Genomic DNA, 14,343 nt, shown 5'->3' on the forward strand with positions numbered 1-14,343 from the left:
GGCCGCCGATGTCCGCAATGTCCGGCCCGGGCAGGGGCCGGGTGCGCGGCCCGGCACCGATCGACGGCCGCCAGGGTGACACGATTTGGCGCATGCGTTCGGCGTCACCGCAGCCGTACGGGCCGTCCCGGCCCCAGCCGGCGATCTTCGTCCCGTCCCGCCGCCGGCACCCGGACCGGTGGCTCGACCGGCGCTGCGACGAGGTGATCTCGCCGGCGGTGCGGGCGGCCCTGTGGGAGTTCGTGCGGGAGACGGTGCCGGTGACCCATCCCGGCGCCGCGGCGCCCGCGGGCACGCCACGGTTGTCCGGCCTCAACGACGGCCGCGGCGCGGCGGTGAAGATCGCCATGCTCAGCGCCGACGGTGGCGCGGGGGCGTGTCTGGTGCTGCGGGCCGGGCCGGGGGTACCGGAGCCGGGTCCCGGTCCGCACCGCCCCTGGCGTCAGGGGCTCGGCACCCCAGGGGTGCGCGCGGGCGCCACCGTGGTCACCGGCATCGACCAGGTGGAGCCCGCCGACGTGGCGGCCCTGCTGGGCGGTGCGCCGGCTGCGGACGCCGGGGCGGGGCCGGTGGCCGGCCCGGCGCGGGCGGACGGTCCGGCGGCCGCGCCGGAGGCCGCCACGACTCCTGCGGTCCGGCCGTGGCTCGTGGTGCGCGCCGCCGTGCCCGAGGCGACCGGCACGGTCTCCGTCGACCCGGGCGACGGCCTGCTGCGGACGGTGCTGGACTTCACGGTGCTCGCCCTCGACGGCCCCCGGCCGCCGGGGGAGCGCCCGGCCCGCTGCCCGCTCTGTGGCTGCGGGCGCATCCGCCGCTACGCCACCTTCGATCTCTGTCCCGACTGCGGCTGGATCGCCCGGGGCCCGGCCGCTACGAGGCGCCACCACCCGGCTGCCGGCCCGGCGCTGCCATGACCGCCGACGCCTCCGCGGGGCCGTCGCTGGCGGCCCGCTGCTGCGGCACGGCGGTGCGCCGTGCGGCGTCGGCGGAGCCGGAGCGGGGCGTGGTCCACCCGCGGGCGGCCAGCGCCCGGCGGGCCTCCTCGGCGTCGTTCCACTCGACCTTGCCCTCCGCGAGGGCCTGGTACCGCTCGTGCCCCTTGCCCGCGAGGACGATGGTGTCGCCGGGCTCCGCCCGCTCGACGAGCGCGCGGAGCGCCTCCCGGCGGTCGACGTTCACGCTGATGTCGGTGGTCCCGCCCTCGCGCTCCCGCGCCCCCGCGAGGATCTCCTCCGCGATCGCGGCCGGGTCCTCGTGCAGCGGGTTGTCCGCGGTCACCATCACCACGTCGGCCAGGCCGGCGGCGACCGCGCCCATGGGTGCGCGGTTGGCCGCGTCGCGCCCGCCCGCGTGCCCGAAGAGCACCATCAGCCGGTTCCTGGTCTGCGGCCGGACCGTGCGCAGCACGGTCGCCAGCGCGTGCGGCGTGTGGGCGAAGTCGACGAACACCTTGAACGGCTGCCCGCAGTCGACGCTCTCCAGCCGGCCGTCCACGGTGGTGACCTCCGCCGCGGCGCGGATCGCCTCCAACGGCAGGCCCAGCCCCAGCGCGGTGGTGGCGGCGGCCAGCCAGTTGTAGACGTTCACCCGGCCGGGGATGGCGGAGACGATCTCCTGGTCGCCCCACGGGGTGGTCAGCGTGAAGACGGTCCGGTCGGGCTCGCACCGGATGCCGACGGCCCGCACGTCGGCGTCGTTGTCGATGCCGTAGCTCAGGATCCGGGCCGGTCCGTGCCGCCGCATGACCTCCGAGGCGGGATCGTCGGCGTTGACCACGCCGAACCCGTCCGGCGCCTTCTGCGCCACCATCGCGAACAGCTGGGCCTTGGCGGCCGCGTACTCCGGCATGCTGCCGTGGAAGTCCAGGTGCTCCGGCGTCAGGTTGGTGAAGACCGCGACCTGGAAGACGCAGCCCCGCACCCGCTGCAGGGCCAGGGCGTGCGAGCTCACCTCGGTCACCGCCGTGGTGCACCCGGCGTCCGCCAGTCCGGCCAGCATGCGGTGCAGGTCGCCCGCCTCGGGGGTGGTGAAGCCGAAGCCGGCCGCCGGTGCGCCGTCGCCGGCGGTCATCCCCACCGTGCTGAGCCGCCCGGCCCGCTCGCCGTGCGCCTCGAGCACCGCGTGGATCATGTGTGTCGTGGTGGTCTTGCCGTCGGTGCCGGTGACGCCGATCAGGCGCAGGCGCTCCGGGGCGGGGCCGTACACGGCGGCCGCGAAGTCGGCGAGGGCCGCGCGGGCGGAGGGCACCCGGACGACCACGGTGCCGTCCGGCACGTCGACCGGGCCCTCGGTCACGACGCCGGCGGCGCCGCGGGCCAGCGCGTCGGCGACGAACCGGCGGGCGTCGTGACGCTCGCCGGGGATGGCGACGAAGAGGTCGCCCGCCGCCACCCGGCGCGAGTCGTGCGTGACACCGGATACCACGGCGTCCGGGTCGCCCTGCACCAGGCTGGCGGTGGGTATGGCGGCCAGAAGATGCCGGAATGTCGGATTACCGGTCGCCGGAATATCGCCATTTTCGGACAAATCCACCACGTTAGCCAACGGCCTTTCCGGGGGTAGCGGAATTACTCTGGGCAGCGAAGCGATTCTTGTCAGTAATGGGCATTTCCCACGTGCCCAAGTATGCCCGATAACGTCCGCCGAACGACTGCTTGAACTGGGTGAAGCCCGCCCACGGGTGATCGGGCTGGTCGGCCGGGGCGGCGCCCATGAAGTCGAACACCGCCTGCCCGCGCGCCTGCGCGTCGAGGACCATGGTGGCCAGCATCGGGCCGCCGGGGTGCAGGTTGCGGGCCTCGAGCAGGCTGCCGGAGTGGGCGTAGTAGCGCGTGGTGGCGCTGTCGTACACGATGGCGGCCGCCACCGGCTTGTCGTGGTGCCGGGCGACGTAGAGGGTCGCCGCGTCCCGGTCGAGCAGCGCCTTGGCCTGGCGGCGGTAGTAGTCGTCCTCGTGCGGCTGCATGCCGGTGTTGCGGGAGACGTCGTGGATCATCTCCAGCAGGATCTCCACGTCGGCGAGGTCGGTGCTCGACGTGATGCTCAGGCCCTTCTTGTGGGCGTTGCGGAACCGGTTGCGGTTGTTCGCCGAGAACTCGCCGAAGAGCTCGTCGCGGGTCTTGCGCAGGTCCTGCACCCAGGTCAGGGCCGGCTGCAGGTTGCGGGCCCGGAAGAAGCCGAGCGCCGCGACGTCGTCCTGCGCGACCGGGGCCCACGGCTCCGACCGGATGAACAGCACGCTGTACTTCTCGCCGAGCGCGCGCAGGGCGGCCACCGCCGCGGTGTATGCCTCGAGATCGTCCGCCACCGGGCCGTACGGGGCGTACAGCCGGGCATTCTCCCCGGCCCGCTCCAGGATCGCCATGCACTGCCAGCCCGGTCCCTCGCCGAAGAAGACCTCTCGTCCCATCGCCTGCTGGAATGCCGCCCAATGGGTGGTCTGCAGGAAATGGGCGTCGCGCTCGGCCAATTTCCGGTCCCAGGAGTCTCCGGGCAATACGGAGTGCCACGGCCAAGATACATCGAGTGACATCGGAATCCTCCACGAGGCATTGGGACGCCGACCACCTTAAAGCGGAATCGGCGCGCGATCGGGGCCGGGCCGTTTCTGAGCGCGATTTGTGACGCATCGGGCGACACCGCAACCGGCCGTCCGGGCGCTCCCGGATGTTCGCTCAGGCCGGCGGTGTGACGGTCGATACCAGTGGCATGCTGCGCCGACTCGCCCTCGTGCTGGCCGCCGTCCTCGCGTCCGGCGGCGTCGCCGCCCCCGCGGCGGCCGCGTCCGGCTCCTGCCTGCCCACCGGCGGCGGTCCCCGCTGCCAGGTCTGGACCGGCAAGGTGGTCCGGGTCGGCGACGGCGACACCCTCCTGGTGGACGTCACCGGCGACGGCCGCAACAACCCGCGCTGGATTCGGCTCATCAACGTGCAGGCCATGGAGCTGACGGTCTACTCCACGGTTGCGTCGCGCCGCCGCGGGCAGTGTCACGCGGTGGCCGCCGCCGCGCGGCTCGAGCAGCTCGTCCGGGCCGGCGGCGGGGTCGTCCGGATGACCGCCCAGCACGCCTCGAGCGCCAGCAAGAACCGCCCGCTGCGCGCCGTCCAGGTCCGGATCGGCGGGGTGTGGCGCGACGTCGGCCTGGACCTGCTGCGGCGCGGGCTGACGCTGTGGCAGCCCTTCAAGGGCGAGTACGCGTGGAACGCCGCCTACCGGGCGGCGCAGGCCCGCGCCGCGCAGGACCGCCTCAACCTCTACGACACCGACGCCTGCGGCAGCGGGCCGTCGCAGCAGGCGGCCATCTCGGCGTTCGTCAACTACGACGCCGAGGGCCTGGACGAGCGCAACCTCAACGGGGAGTACGTCCGCCTCGACAACGCCTCCGCCGCCGCCGTCCCGATCGGCGGCTGGTGGGTCCGCGACTCCGGCCTGCGCCGCTACACGTTCCGGGCGGGCAGCGTGATCCCCGCCCACGGCTCGCTCTACGTCCACGTCGGCACGGGCAGGGACACCGCGACCCACAGGTACTGGGGCCTGAGCTCGCCGGTGTTCGACAACCCGACCGACGACGAGCGGGCGCTGGGTGACGGTGCGTACCTGTTCGACCCGAAGGGCGACATGCGCGCCTGGATGCAGTACCCGGTGGGCACCCGGCCGCCGGCCTGACAAGGCCCTAAGCTGTCCGGCGACGTACAGCGAGGGGGCACCATGGTCGAGGTCGCCGGCGAGCGCGAGCGCCTGCCCGGGTCGCGCCCGGCCGATGGGGCGCGCCTGCCCCGGGGCCGGCACGACCTGCCCCGCGAGTTCGTCTCGCGCACCCAGCGGGACCGGCTGGTCGACGCGATGGCCCGCGTGGTGGCGCAGAAGGGTTATGTGAACGCCTCCCTGACCGAGGTCTGCACCACCGCTGGCGTCTCGACGCGCGCGTTCTACGAGCACTTCGCCGACAAGGAGACGTGCCTGCTGGCGGCCTTCGATCTGGGGGTCGGCCTGATGCAGAAGACGGTCGCCGAGGCGTTCGCGCAGAGCGCCGGCTGGCCGCAGCGGATCCACCGCGGGCTCGACACCCTGCTGCGGATCCTCGCCGCCGAGCCGGCGTTCGCGGTGCTCGCGGTCGTGGAGGTGCTGGCCGCCGGGCCGCGGGCCCGGGAACGGCGGCGGCTGCTGCTGGAGAGCTACACCGGCTTCTTCGCCGAGGTGCCCCGCCGCCCCGGCGGGCCCGAGGTGCCCGACGGGGTGGTGGAGGCCGTCGTCAACGGCGTGTACGGGGTCATCTTCGACCTGGTCTCGACGGGCCGGGCGGCGGAGCTTCCGGACCGCCTGCCCGACCTCACGTATTTCGTCCTGGTGCCCTTCCTCGGCCCGGCCGACGCCGCCCGGGTGGCGAACGGGACCTGAGCGCCCTCAGCCCTCCGGGGCCGAGACGGTGATCTGCCGGGCCGAGCGCCCTCAGCCCTCCGGGGCCGAGACGGTGATCTGCCGGGCCGGGTCCGTGGCGTCGGTGATCTCGTACGTCGCCCGGAAGGTCGCCGTGGTCGCGCCGGTGGGGCAGGCGAGGCCGCCGGTCACCCGGATCGGCAGGGTGACCCCGGCGGAGAAGTCGAGCACCGGCGGTCCGGCCGCGCCGCCCGCGCGCCACGGCCCGCTCACCGACGCCGGACCGTCGGGTGCCACCGTGACCGTGCACGAGGCGAGCCCGGTGATGGTGGTGACCACGCCGGCGGCCGGGATGGTCATCGTGCCGGTGGAGCCCGCGGGGTCGTACTGCAACGCGATCGTCCACGGGCCGTTGGTGGCGTTGGAGACGGTGCGGGCCGTCGTGAACGGCACGTTGGTCGGGCAGCTGGCGCCGTTGGTGCCGAACGTGGCCGGGCTGACCGGGGACACCACCGGGCCGTCGGGGCTGGTGTTGGCCGGCTCGGCCGGCACCTGGCCGGTGGTGCCCGACTGGGCGCAGTTCACCGTGGTGCTGCCGACCACGAAGGCGGCGGTGGTGCCGCTCACCAGGGCGGCGGTGTAGTCGTGCCCGGCCGGGGTGACGGTGGTGCCGGGGGCGAGCGCGAGGGCGGGTGCCGCGGGCAACGCGCCGAGGCCGAGGCCGAGGGCGGCGGCGACGACGCCCGTCCGAACGAGGTGTCGCATCGGATCTCCTTAGAAGCACTCGTCCTTGCCCCAGTGCAGGGCCAGCTTGAGGTTGCGCAGGTTGAACTCGGCCGCGTTGGTGGACCAGGCGACCTGCTTGAGGTTGGTGATGGTGACCTTCTCGGCCTGCTGGCTGAAGAAGCCCTCCCGGCGCTGCGCCTTCTCGCCGGGGTCGTTCTCCGGCCCCTTGTCGAGGGTGGACGCGTCGCGGCCGATCTCGATGGTCTCGAACTTGGCGTTGCCGTCGAGCTGGGCCATGTCGACGACCATGTTCCGCGCGGTGACCGGCTGGTCGCCGGTGCCGGCGCGGATGACCAGGCTCACCGAGCCGAAGTCGCCGAGGTCGGTGACCACCGACTGGCACAGGTTCTTCAGCGTCGCGGTCTTCATGGCCGAGACCGCGACCGGTTCGGGTTTCTGGGACGGGGGATTGCTGCCGGGGTCGAGGCGGGCGTCGACCGTGCCGTACTGGATGAAGCCGGTCGCCACGAGCTCGTCGGCGCTCACCTTGAACTGCTGGCCGGAGACCACGAAGGTCGCGGCCAGCGCGCCGTTCGAGATGAGCGAGACCACGCCGGCGGTGGCGACGGCGCTGAGCCCCATCACCACGCCGAAGCGGCGCCAGTTCGTGCGTCCCGGGGATGTCGAGGGGTGATCCGTCACCGTCGTCACTCCGTCCGGAGATGATTGAGAAAAGGTGGGTTTTCTCAGTGAGTTCGGACGGTAGTTCACGACATTAACAGCTGTCAATGAATCGAAGGGCCGGGCCAGGAGAGCAGGGCCCACCACCACCGCACCGTCTCCAGCACCGTCAGCCGCTCGCCGAGCCCGGTCAGCTCCTGCAGCCGGCGCAGCCGGTAGCGCACCGTGTTCGGGTGCAGGTGCAGCGCCTCGGCGGTCCGGTCCAGGCGTTGCCCGTGGTCCAGGTACGCCAGCGCGGTCGAGGCGAGCTCGTGGTGGAACTCGTCGCCGGGGTCCAGGCCGCCGAGCAGGCTCTCGCTGAGGAAGCCGGCCAGCATGGGCTGCGCCGCGAGCGCGGTCTCGCCGGCCAGGTCCGCCACGCCGTGCATCCCGGTCCGGCGGATCCCGGCCGGCGCGTCGCCGCCGGCCGCGCGCAGGGCGGTCAGGCACAGGGCGTACGCGGCCGGCGCCCGGTCCAGGCCGACCGCCGGGGTGGTCACCACGAGCGCCGGCGTCGCGGGAGCCGGCGACGGCAGCCGCGGGACCAGCGCGGCCAGCCGCCCGGCCACCGGGGCGACGACCCCGCCGCAGCGGGCCAGACTCGCCTCCAGGCCGCGGATCTGGGCCGGGTCGGCGGCGTCGGCGGCCAGGCAGTGGTAGCGGCCGCCGGCGGTCAGGCCGAACCGGGCCGGGTCCGGCACGCCGTCGCTCCGCTCGCCCAGCAGCAGCGTCCGCAGCACCGCGCTCCGGGCGTCGCGGTAGTCGCGGCGCAGGTCCCGCCGCGCCGCCCGGTACGCCTCGACGACCTGCCGCTCCAGCAGCAGCCCGTACCGGTCCAGCCGGAGCAGGGCCTGCATCATGACCTCGGCCGCGATGCCGGCCGCCCGCCCGCGCTCGATCGCGATCTCGAGGATCCGGCCGCGGCCGGCGTGCACCCCGGACAGCAGCGCCGCGACCGGCACGCCGAGCGCGGCCCGGGCGGCGCCGAAGCGGCAGGCCTCGGTGAAGTCCGGCTCGCCGTCGCGGGTGAAGGCGGCGAACCCGGCGGCCAGCAGGGCGGCCACCGCGTGCCGGATCTCCGCCGACGGCCGCCGGGACGCCTCGGGGAACGCCGCGCCGACCGCGCGCACGACCTCGTCGACGAGGTGCGGGTCCGCCGCCAGGTCCCGCACGAGCGCGGCGAGGGCGTCCTCGCGCGGTTGTGGTCGGTGCACAACGGGCGGCTGCGGCATTGGTTCCCGTCCTCTACCGGCACGGGGGACATTCATTGTTCCCTATGCGTTACCGCAAAGTAACATCGCGGGGCGCCGGGCGGAACACCCACCGCGCCCCGCCCGTCCGCCGGAGGCGTCCGTGAGCGCTGCGTCCGTACCGTCGAAGACCCGGGCCCTGGCCGCCCTGCTGCTGGCGGCGTCGCTCGGCGCCGTCCCGGCCGCGGCGCCCGTGGCCGCGGCGGCACCGCTGCGCGAGGTCATGTTCGTCGGCAACAACTGGGACGGGACCGTCGACGTCATCGAGTCCCGCGGCGACCTCGCCTCCCTCGGCCGCATCGACGTCGTGCCCGACCGGGCCGAGCGGCTGCGGGAGATCTACTCGGACCCGCTCAAGCTCGTCTTCTACCTCGGCGTGCGGTACAGCTCCGGCGAGGGTCACGACCAGCTCGTCGACGACATGTACACCACCCCGGCCGGCGACGCGCTGGTGGTCTCGCGCCCGAGCTTCGCCGACGTGGTCTCGATCGACCTCACCACCGGCGCCGTCAGGTGGCGGTTCCCGGTCTCCGGCTTCCGCAGCGACCACATGGCCGTGGCGCCCGACGGCCGGTCGGTCGCGGTCTCGGCCTCGACCTCCAACACCGTGCACGTGCTGGACATCGCCACCGGCCGGCAGCTCGGCTCGTTCCCCACCGGCGACCAGCCGCACGAGAACGTCTACACCGACGGCGGGCGGTATCTGTGGAACTCGTCGATCGGCGCGGTCACGACGTCGCTCGACGCCCCGGCCCAGGACTGGACCAAGGGCGACCGGCACCTCACGATCGCCGACACGCAGACCTTCCGCACCGTACGCACGATCGACATGCGCCCGCGCCTCGACGCGGCCGGCCGCCGCGACCTCTCCGACGCCGTCCGCCCGGCGGTCTTCACCCCCGACGAGTCCACCCTGTACTTCCAGGTGTCCTTCTTCGGCGGGGTGGTCGAGTACGACGTGCGGGGCGACCGCGTCACCCGGGTCCGCGAGCTGCCGAAGAACCCCGCCACCAACGAGGACCGCACGACGTGGGTGAACGACTCGCGGCACCACGGGCTGTCGATGAGCCCGGACGGCACCAGGCTGTGCGTGGCGGGGACCGTGGACGACTACGCCACGATCGTCGACCGGGCCACCCTCGCGCCGGGGGAGCTGGTCGCCGCGAGCAAGCCGTACTGGGCGACGGTCAGCGGCGACGGGCAGAGCTGCGTCATCTCGGAGTCGGGCGCCGACCGGGTGACGGCGATCAGCTTCGCGACCGGCCGCCGGGTCGCCACCGTCGCGGTCGGCGACCACCCGCAGCGGGTCCGCATCGGGCACGTCCCGGCGACCTGGACGCCGCCGGGCGCGAGGTGATGTGCTGCGGGACGTGAGCGGCGAACGGGTCACCAACTGGGCGGGCAACATCGTCTTCGGCGCGCGCCGGTGCCACCGGCCGGCCACCGTCGCGCAGCTGCAGGAACTGGTGGCGGCCGGCGGCCCGGTCAAGGTTCTGGGCAGCGGGCATTCCTTCAACCGCATGGCCGACACCAGCGGGGACCTGGTGTCGCTGGCCGGGCTGCCGCGGATCGCCGAGGTCGCCGCGGACCGCAGGTCGGTCCGGGTCGACGGCGGCATCCGTTACGGCGAGCTCGCCGCCCGGCTGCACGCGGAGGGCCTGGCGCTGCACACCATGGCGTCCCTGCCGCACATCTCGGTCGCCGGTGCCGTCGCGACGGCGACGCACGGCTCGGGCGCCCGCCATGCCAACCTCGCCACCGCGGTGTCGGCCGTCGAGCTCGTCCGCGGCGACGGGACGGCGGTCACCCTGCGCCGCGACGCCGACGGCGACGCCTTCGCCGGGGCGGTCGTGCACCTCGGCGCGCTGGGTGTGGTCACCGCGCTGACGCTGGACGTCGTGCCCGCGTACGAGCTGCGCCAGTACGTCTACGAGGGCCTGCCCCGCGCCGCGCTGGCCGCGCACCTGCCGGAGATCCTGGCCGACGGCTACAGCGTCAGCCTCTTCACCACCTGGTCCACCCCGGACATCGCCGCGGTCTGGCTCAAGCGCCGCGAGCCCATGCCCGCCGGCGACTTCCACGGCGCCCGGCGGGCCACCGCGCCCCGGCACCCGGTGCCGGGCATGCCGGCGCGCAACAGCACCGACCAGTCCGGCGAGCCCGGGCCGTGGCACACCCGGCTGCCGCACTTCCGGATGGAGTTCACGCCCAGCAGTGGCGAGGAGCTCCAGTCGGAATACCACGTGCCCCGCGACCGCGCCCTCGAGGCGATCGACGCGGTGCAGGCCGTCGGCCCGCGGATCGCGCCGGTGCTGCAGGTCTGCGAGCTGCGGACGGTCGCGGCGGACGAGCTGTGGCTGAGCCCCAACTACCGCCGCGACACGTTCGCGCTGCACTTCACCTGGATCGCCGACGCCGGGGCGGTCCTGCCGGTGGTGGCCCGCGTCGAGGAGGCGCTGGCCCCGCTCGACCCGCGGCCGCACTGGGGCAAGATCTTCACCACCGATGCCGCCACCGTGCGCGGCCGGTACGCGCGCTTCGCCGACTTCGTGGCGCTGGCCCGCGAGTACGACCCGGACGCTGTCTTCCGCAACGCGTGGCTGGACGCCCTGCTCGGCTGACCTCAGCCGGCCTTGGGCTGTGCGCGCTGCCAGCGGGGCGCCGGCATGTTCTCCGGGTCCAGCTTCTTGCGCGGCGGGCGGACCGAGGCCGGGCCGCGGTTCGGCAGCGACAGCCGGATGATCTTCGCCCACGCCGAGGCCACCTGCTTCGGCATCGGGCCGGTCACGTACTTCAGGTCGTACTTCTCGAAGAGGGCCCGGACCTTCGGCGCGATCTCCTGGTAACGGTTGCTCGGCAGGTCGGGGAAGAGGTGGTGCTCGATCTGGTGCGACAGGTTGCCGGTCATGATGTGGATCAGCTTGCCGCCGCTGATGTTGGCCGAGCCCAGCATCTGGCGCAGGTACCACTCGCCGCGGGTCTCGCCCTCGATCGAGGTCCGCTCGAAGGTCTCGACGCCGTTCGGGAAGTGGCCACACATGATCACCGAATGCGTCCACAGGTTGCGGACGATGTTGGCGGTGAAGTTGGCCGCCATGGTGTGCAGGAACGACGGCCCGGACAACGCCGGGTGCACGACGTAGTCCTTCAGCATCTGCCTGCCGATCTTGCGCCGGACCTGCTTGAGCCGGGTCTTGAACTCCTCGGAGCGGCGGCGCTTCTTGGTCTTGAGGTTGCGGCCCAGCTCGAGGTCGTACGCGGCGATGCCGTACTCGAAGAAGATCGCGTTGACCAGGTTGTAGAACGGCTGGCCCAGGTAGGCCGGGGTCCACGGCTGGTCCTCGTCGACGCGCATGATGCCGTACCCGAGGTCGTTGTCCTTGCCGACCACGTTCGTGTACGTGTGGTGCAGCTGGTTGTGCGAGTGCTTCCACTGCTCGGCCGGCGTCGCGCTGTCCCACTCCCAGGTCGAGGAGTGGATCTTCGGGTCCCGCATCCAGTCCCACTGCCCGTGCAGGATGTTGTGCCCGACCTCCATGTTGTCGAGGATCTTGGCGATCGACAGCCCCGCCGTGCCCACCAGCCAGGCCGGCGGGAAGATCGAGAACAACAGCACCACCCGGCTGCCCAGCTCCAGCCGGCGCTGGATGGAGATCATCCTGCGGATGTACTTCGCGTCGTTCTCGCCGCGGCTCTCGATGACCTCGTCGCGGATCGCGTCGAGCTCGATGCCGATCTGCTCGATGTCCTCGGGCGTCAGGTGCGCGATCGGGTTGACTTTCTTGCGCTGCAATGTGGTCATGGTGATCCTCTTCTACAGCTCGATGCGGCACGGGCCGGCGGCCGCGTTGATGCAGGTCTGAACGGGGATGGCGTCGCCCGGCTCGGCCACGGTGAGGGTGCCGTCGCGCAGGTCGCGCACGGCGCCCTCGCGCAGCGGCAGCACGCACTTGAAGCAGATGCCCATGCGGCAGCCGGACGGCATCAGTACCCCCCCGGCCTCGCCGGCCTCCAGCAGCGGCTGACCGCCGCCCGCCGGGACCGTCCTCCCGGCCAGGGTGAACGTCACGTCCCCGCCCCCGGCGCCGTCGGCCACCACCGTGGGACGGAACCGCTCGGTGCGCAGCAGGGCGCGGGCGCCGGACTGCTCCCAGTGCTCCTCGAGGTCGTCGAGCAGCTCGTTCGGCCCGCAGGCCCAGGCGTCGCGCTCGAACAGGTCGGGCACCAGCTCGTCGAGGTCGGCCGGCTTGATCCGGCCGTCGGTCCCGGTGTGCCGCTCCACCAGGCGGATGCGGCCGCGGGCGGCCAGCGCCCGCAGGTCGTCGCCGAACACCACGTCGGCGCGGGTACGCGCGGAGTGCACCACCACCACGTCGGCCAGCTCGTGCCCCCGGCTGCGCAGCATGCCCATGACCGGGGTGATGCCGCTGCCGGCCGTGACGAACAGCGCCTTGCGCGGGGCGACCGCGGGCAGGGTGAACTCGCCCGCGGGCAGGTCGAGGTGCACGATCATGCCGGTACGCGCCCGCCGGACCAGGTGGGTGCTCACCGCGCCGCCGGGGACCTCGTTGACGGTGACCGTGAACCGGTCGTCGCCGCGGGCGGTGCCGCGGGGCGCGCTGGTGACCGAGTACGAGCGCCAGAGCCGGACGCCGTCCACGTCCACGCCGAGCCGCACGTACTGACCGGGCGTGGGTGGCCGCCAGCCGATGCCGGGGCGTAGCGTCAGAGTCACGCTGTGCGCCGTCTCGGGACGGACGCCGACGATCTTCCCGCGCAGCACGTCGGGATTGCGCAGCGGGACGACCGCGTCGAGGTAGTCGGCCGGGACGAGCGGGGTCGTGATCAGTCCAACGACCCGCCAGGCCCCGGACCGCAGGGTGCGCGTGAGAGCCATCACCCCAGCCTGCTGTGACCGGGGAACGAATGCATGACCTCACGAAGTGAATCGTGCGCCGGATATTGTTCGTCCAGCACAACACTGCACGGTGAAACGCGGAGAGACCATGGACGAGACGCTGCCCGACGTACGCGACTTCCGCCTCGCCGAGGACATCGTCGCCCCGCTGCGGGAGCGGCTGCCCGAGGTGGCGGTCCAGACGATCGGCGCGATCACCGCGACCGTCCCGGCGTACGCCGAGGCCTTCACGGGAGAGCTCGGCGCCAAGATCGAGAAGGCGGTCCGGGCGGCGCTCGGCACGTTCCTCAACCTGGTCTCCCGCGCGGCCGGCCCGGACCCGGGCTCGCCGCTGGCCCCGGCGATCGAGGCCGCGTACGCCCTGGGCCGCGGCGAGGCCCGCTCCGGACGCAGCCTGGACGCGCTGCTCGGGGCGTACCGGATCGGCGCCCGCGTCGCCTGGCGCCAGTTCGCCGCCATCAGCGTCAGCACCGGCCAGCCCGCGCCGACCATCGCCCGCTTCGCCGAGCTGGTGTTCGCCTACATCGACGAGCTGTCCGCGGCCAGCGTGGCCGGGCACGCCGACGAACTGGCCTCCTCCGGCCGCGCCCGCCGCCGGCGGCTGGAGCTGCTGGCCCAGGCCCTGGTCGCGGGCGACCCGCCGGAGGTGGTGGTCGCCGCGGCGGAACGCGCCGAGTGGGCCCCGCCGCAGACCCTGACCGCCGTCCTGGTGCCCGAGCGCGCCGCCCGCGCGATGGCCGACCTGTTCGACGCCCGCACCCTGCAGGTGTCCGAGGCGGTCCCGGAGCTGCCGGAGACCGCGGTGCTGCTGGTCCCCGACGCCCAGGGCCCGTCCCGGGCGCACCTCATCCGGCTCCTCGCCGGGCGCGGCGCCATCGTCGGCCCGGCCCGGCCCTGGCTGCGCGCCCGCGACTCGCTCACCCGGGCGATCCGCGTCTCCCGCCTGGAGGTGCGCCCTCCCGTCGGCGGCGCCGTGGACACGGAGGACCACCTGCTCGCCCTGGTGGTGACGGCGGACCCGCAGGCCCTGGCCGACCTGCGCGACCGGGTGCTGGCCCCGCTCTCCGGCGAGCGCGCCGCGACGGCGGTCAAGCTCGTGGAGACCCTGCGGAGCTGGCTGCTGCACCAGGGCCGTCGCGAGGACGTGGCGGCGGAGCTGTTCGTCCACCCGCAGACGGTCCGCTACCGCATGTCCCGGCTCCGCGAGCTCTACGGCGACCGCCTCCGCGATCCCCAGTGGCTGCACATGCTCACGGTGGCCCTGTCGATGCCGGCCCGAGGCCGGCCGCCTTCGGCGACGGCGTGACCTTTCCTGGGCGTGACCCACATCCCATGTCCGGTGCGCGGCCGGCC

At 73.7% G+C, this 14,343-nt stretch carries 13 protein-coding genes; 6 read left to right on the top strand and 7 right to left on the bottom strand.

Annotation, left to right across the window (positions count from 1 at the left end):
- The first annotated feature begins 92 nt into the window (after positions 1–92).
- Positions 93–914 (top strand): hypothetical protein, encoded by an 822-nt coding sequence (locus IEY99_RS29535; RefSeq protein ID WP_189207370.1) that lies wholly within the window; start codon positions 93–95, stop codon positions 912–914.
- On the opposite strand, the gene IEY99_RS29540 is transcribed toward IEY99_RS29535, so the two are convergent.
- Positions 871–2,445 (bottom strand): UDP-N-acetylmuramoyl-L-alanyl-D-glutamate--2,6-diaminopimelate ligase, encoded by a 1,575-nt coding sequence (locus tag IEY99_RS29540; protein ID WP_189207371.1) that lies wholly within the window; start codon positions 2,443–2,445, stop codon positions 871–873. The genes IEY99_RS29535 and IEY99_RS29540 overlap by 44 nt on opposite strands.
- 91 nt (positions 2,446–2,536) lie before the next feature.
- Positions 2,537–3,469: a lipid II:glycine glycyltransferase FemX gene (locus tag IEY99_RS29545; protein ID WP_189207372.1), complete on the bottom strand. Its 933-nt coding sequence runs from the start codon at positions 3,467–3,469 to the stop codon at positions 2,537–2,539.
- Between the two features lie 239 nt (positions 3,470–3,708).
- On the opposite strand from IEY99_RS29545, the gene IEY99_RS29550 reads away from it, so the two are divergent.
- Together IEY99_RS29550 and IEY99_RS29555 are read left to right on the top strand one after the other, a co-directional pair.
- Entirely contained in the window at positions 3,709–4,665 is a 957-nt protein-coding gene (locus IEY99_RS29550; RefSeq protein ID WP_189207373.1) for a lamin tail domain-containing protein, read from the top strand.
- Between the two features lie 42 nt (positions 4,666–4,707).
- Positions 4,708–5,397, top strand: coding sequence for a TetR/AcrR family transcriptional regulator (locus IEY99_RS29555; protein ID WP_189207374.1), 690 nt, complete (start codon positions 4,708–4,710; stop codon positions 5,395–5,397).
- A gap of 51 nt (positions 5,398–5,448) precedes the next feature.
- Here IEY99_RS29555 and IEY99_RS29560 read toward each other — a convergent pair whose 3' ends face one another.
- The 3 genes from IEY99_RS29560 to IEY99_RS29570 form a co-directional block, all read right to left on the bottom strand.
- Positions 5,449–6,141, bottom strand: a complete 693-nt coding sequence (locus IEY99_RS29560; RefSeq protein ID WP_189207375.1) for a hypothetical protein — start codon at positions 6,139–6,141, stop codon at positions 5,449–5,451.
- A gap of 9 nt (positions 6,142–6,150) precedes the next feature.
- The gene (locus IEY99_RS29565) at positions 6,151–6,804 is read right to left on the bottom strand and encodes a DUF6230 family protein (protein WP_229799362.1); all 654 of its coding nucleotides are present in this window, start codon (positions 6,802–6,804) and stop codon (positions 6,151–6,153) included.
- A gap of 83 nt (positions 6,805–6,887) precedes the next feature.
- Entirely contained in the window at positions 6,888–8,036 is a 1,149-nt protein-coding gene (locus IEY99_RS29570; RefSeq protein ID WP_229799363.1) for a PucR family transcriptional regulator, read from the bottom strand.
- Between the two features lie 139 nt (positions 8,037–8,175).
- Here IEY99_RS29570 and IEY99_RS29575 point away from each other — a divergent pair, with 139 nt between their 5' ends.
- Together IEY99_RS29575 and IEY99_RS29580 are read left to right on the top strand one after the other, a co-directional pair.
- Positions 8,176–9,429: a YncE family protein gene (locus tag IEY99_RS29575; RefSeq protein ID WP_189207377.1), complete on the top strand. Its 1,254-nt coding sequence runs from the start codon at positions 8,176–8,178 to the stop codon at positions 9,427–9,429.
- A 13-nt stretch (positions 9,430–9,442) separates the two neighbouring features.
- A complete protein-coding gene (locus IEY99_RS29580; RefSeq protein WP_189207378.1) occupies positions 9,443–10,693 on the top strand; it encodes an FAD-binding protein in 1,251 nt (416 codons plus the stop codon).
- Positions 10,694–10,695: 2 nt separating this feature from the next.
- On the opposite strand, the gene IEY99_RS29585 is transcribed toward IEY99_RS29580, so the two are convergent.
- A complete protein-coding gene (locus tag IEY99_RS29585) occupies positions 10,696–11,874 on the bottom strand; it encodes a fatty acid desaturase family protein (protein ID WP_189207379.1) in 1,179 nt (392 codons plus the stop codon).
- A 12-nt stretch (positions 11,875–11,886) separates the two neighbouring features.
- Positions 11,887–12,969, bottom strand: a complete 1,083-nt coding sequence (locus IEY99_RS29590) for a ferredoxin reductase (RefSeq protein WP_189207380.1) — start codon at positions 12,967–12,969, stop codon at positions 11,887–11,889.
- A 109-nt stretch (positions 12,970–13,078) separates the two neighbouring features.
- Here IEY99_RS29590 and IEY99_RS29595 point away from each other — a divergent pair, with 109 nt between their 5' ends.
- Positions 13,079–14,296 carry a PucR family transcriptional regulator gene (locus tag IEY99_RS29595; protein ID WP_189207381.1) on the top strand — a complete coding sequence of 406 codons (1,218 nt, stop codon included), beginning with the start codon at positions 13,079–13,081 and terminating at the stop codon, positions 14,294–14,296.
- Positions 14,297–14,343 lie beyond the last annotated feature (47 nt).

The organism is Couchioplanes azureus (assembly GCF_014648355.1).
In the GTDB taxonomy this organism is placed as follows: domain Bacteria; phylum Actinomycetota; class Actinomycetes; order Mycobacteriales; family Micromonosporaceae; genus Actinoplanes; species Actinoplanes azureus.

Bases quoted from the DNA above. Each gene is read 5' to 3' on its own strand.
- IEY99_RS29535 (WP_189207370.1), top strand. From the start codon at position 93: ATGCGTTCGGCGTCACCGCAGCCGTACGGGCCGTCCCGGCCCCAGCCG.
- IEY99_RS29550 (WP_189207373.1), top strand. From the start codon at position 3,709: ATGCTGCGCCGACTCGCCCTCGTGCTGGCCGCCGTCCTCGCGTCCGGC.
- IEY99_RS29555 (WP_189207374.1), top strand. From the start codon at position 4,708: ATGGTCGAGGTCGCCGGCGAGCGCGAGCGCCTGCCCGGGTCGCGCCCG.
- IEY99_RS29560 (WP_189207375.1), bottom strand. From the start codon at position 6,141: ATGCGACACCTCGTTCGGACGGGCGTCGTCGCCGCCGCCCTCGGCCTC.
- IEY99_RS29585 (WP_189207379.1), bottom strand. From the start codon at position 11,874: ATGACCACATTGCAGCGCAAGAAAGTCAACCCGATCGCGCACCTGACG.
- IEY99_RS29590 (WP_189207380.1), bottom strand. From the start codon at position 12,969: ATGGCTCTCACGCGCACCCTGCGGTCCGGGGCCTGGCGGGTCGTTGGA.
- IEY99_RS29595 (WP_189207381.1), top strand. From the start codon at position 13,079: ATGGACGAGACGCTGCCCGACGTACGCGACTTCCGCCTCGCCGAGGAC.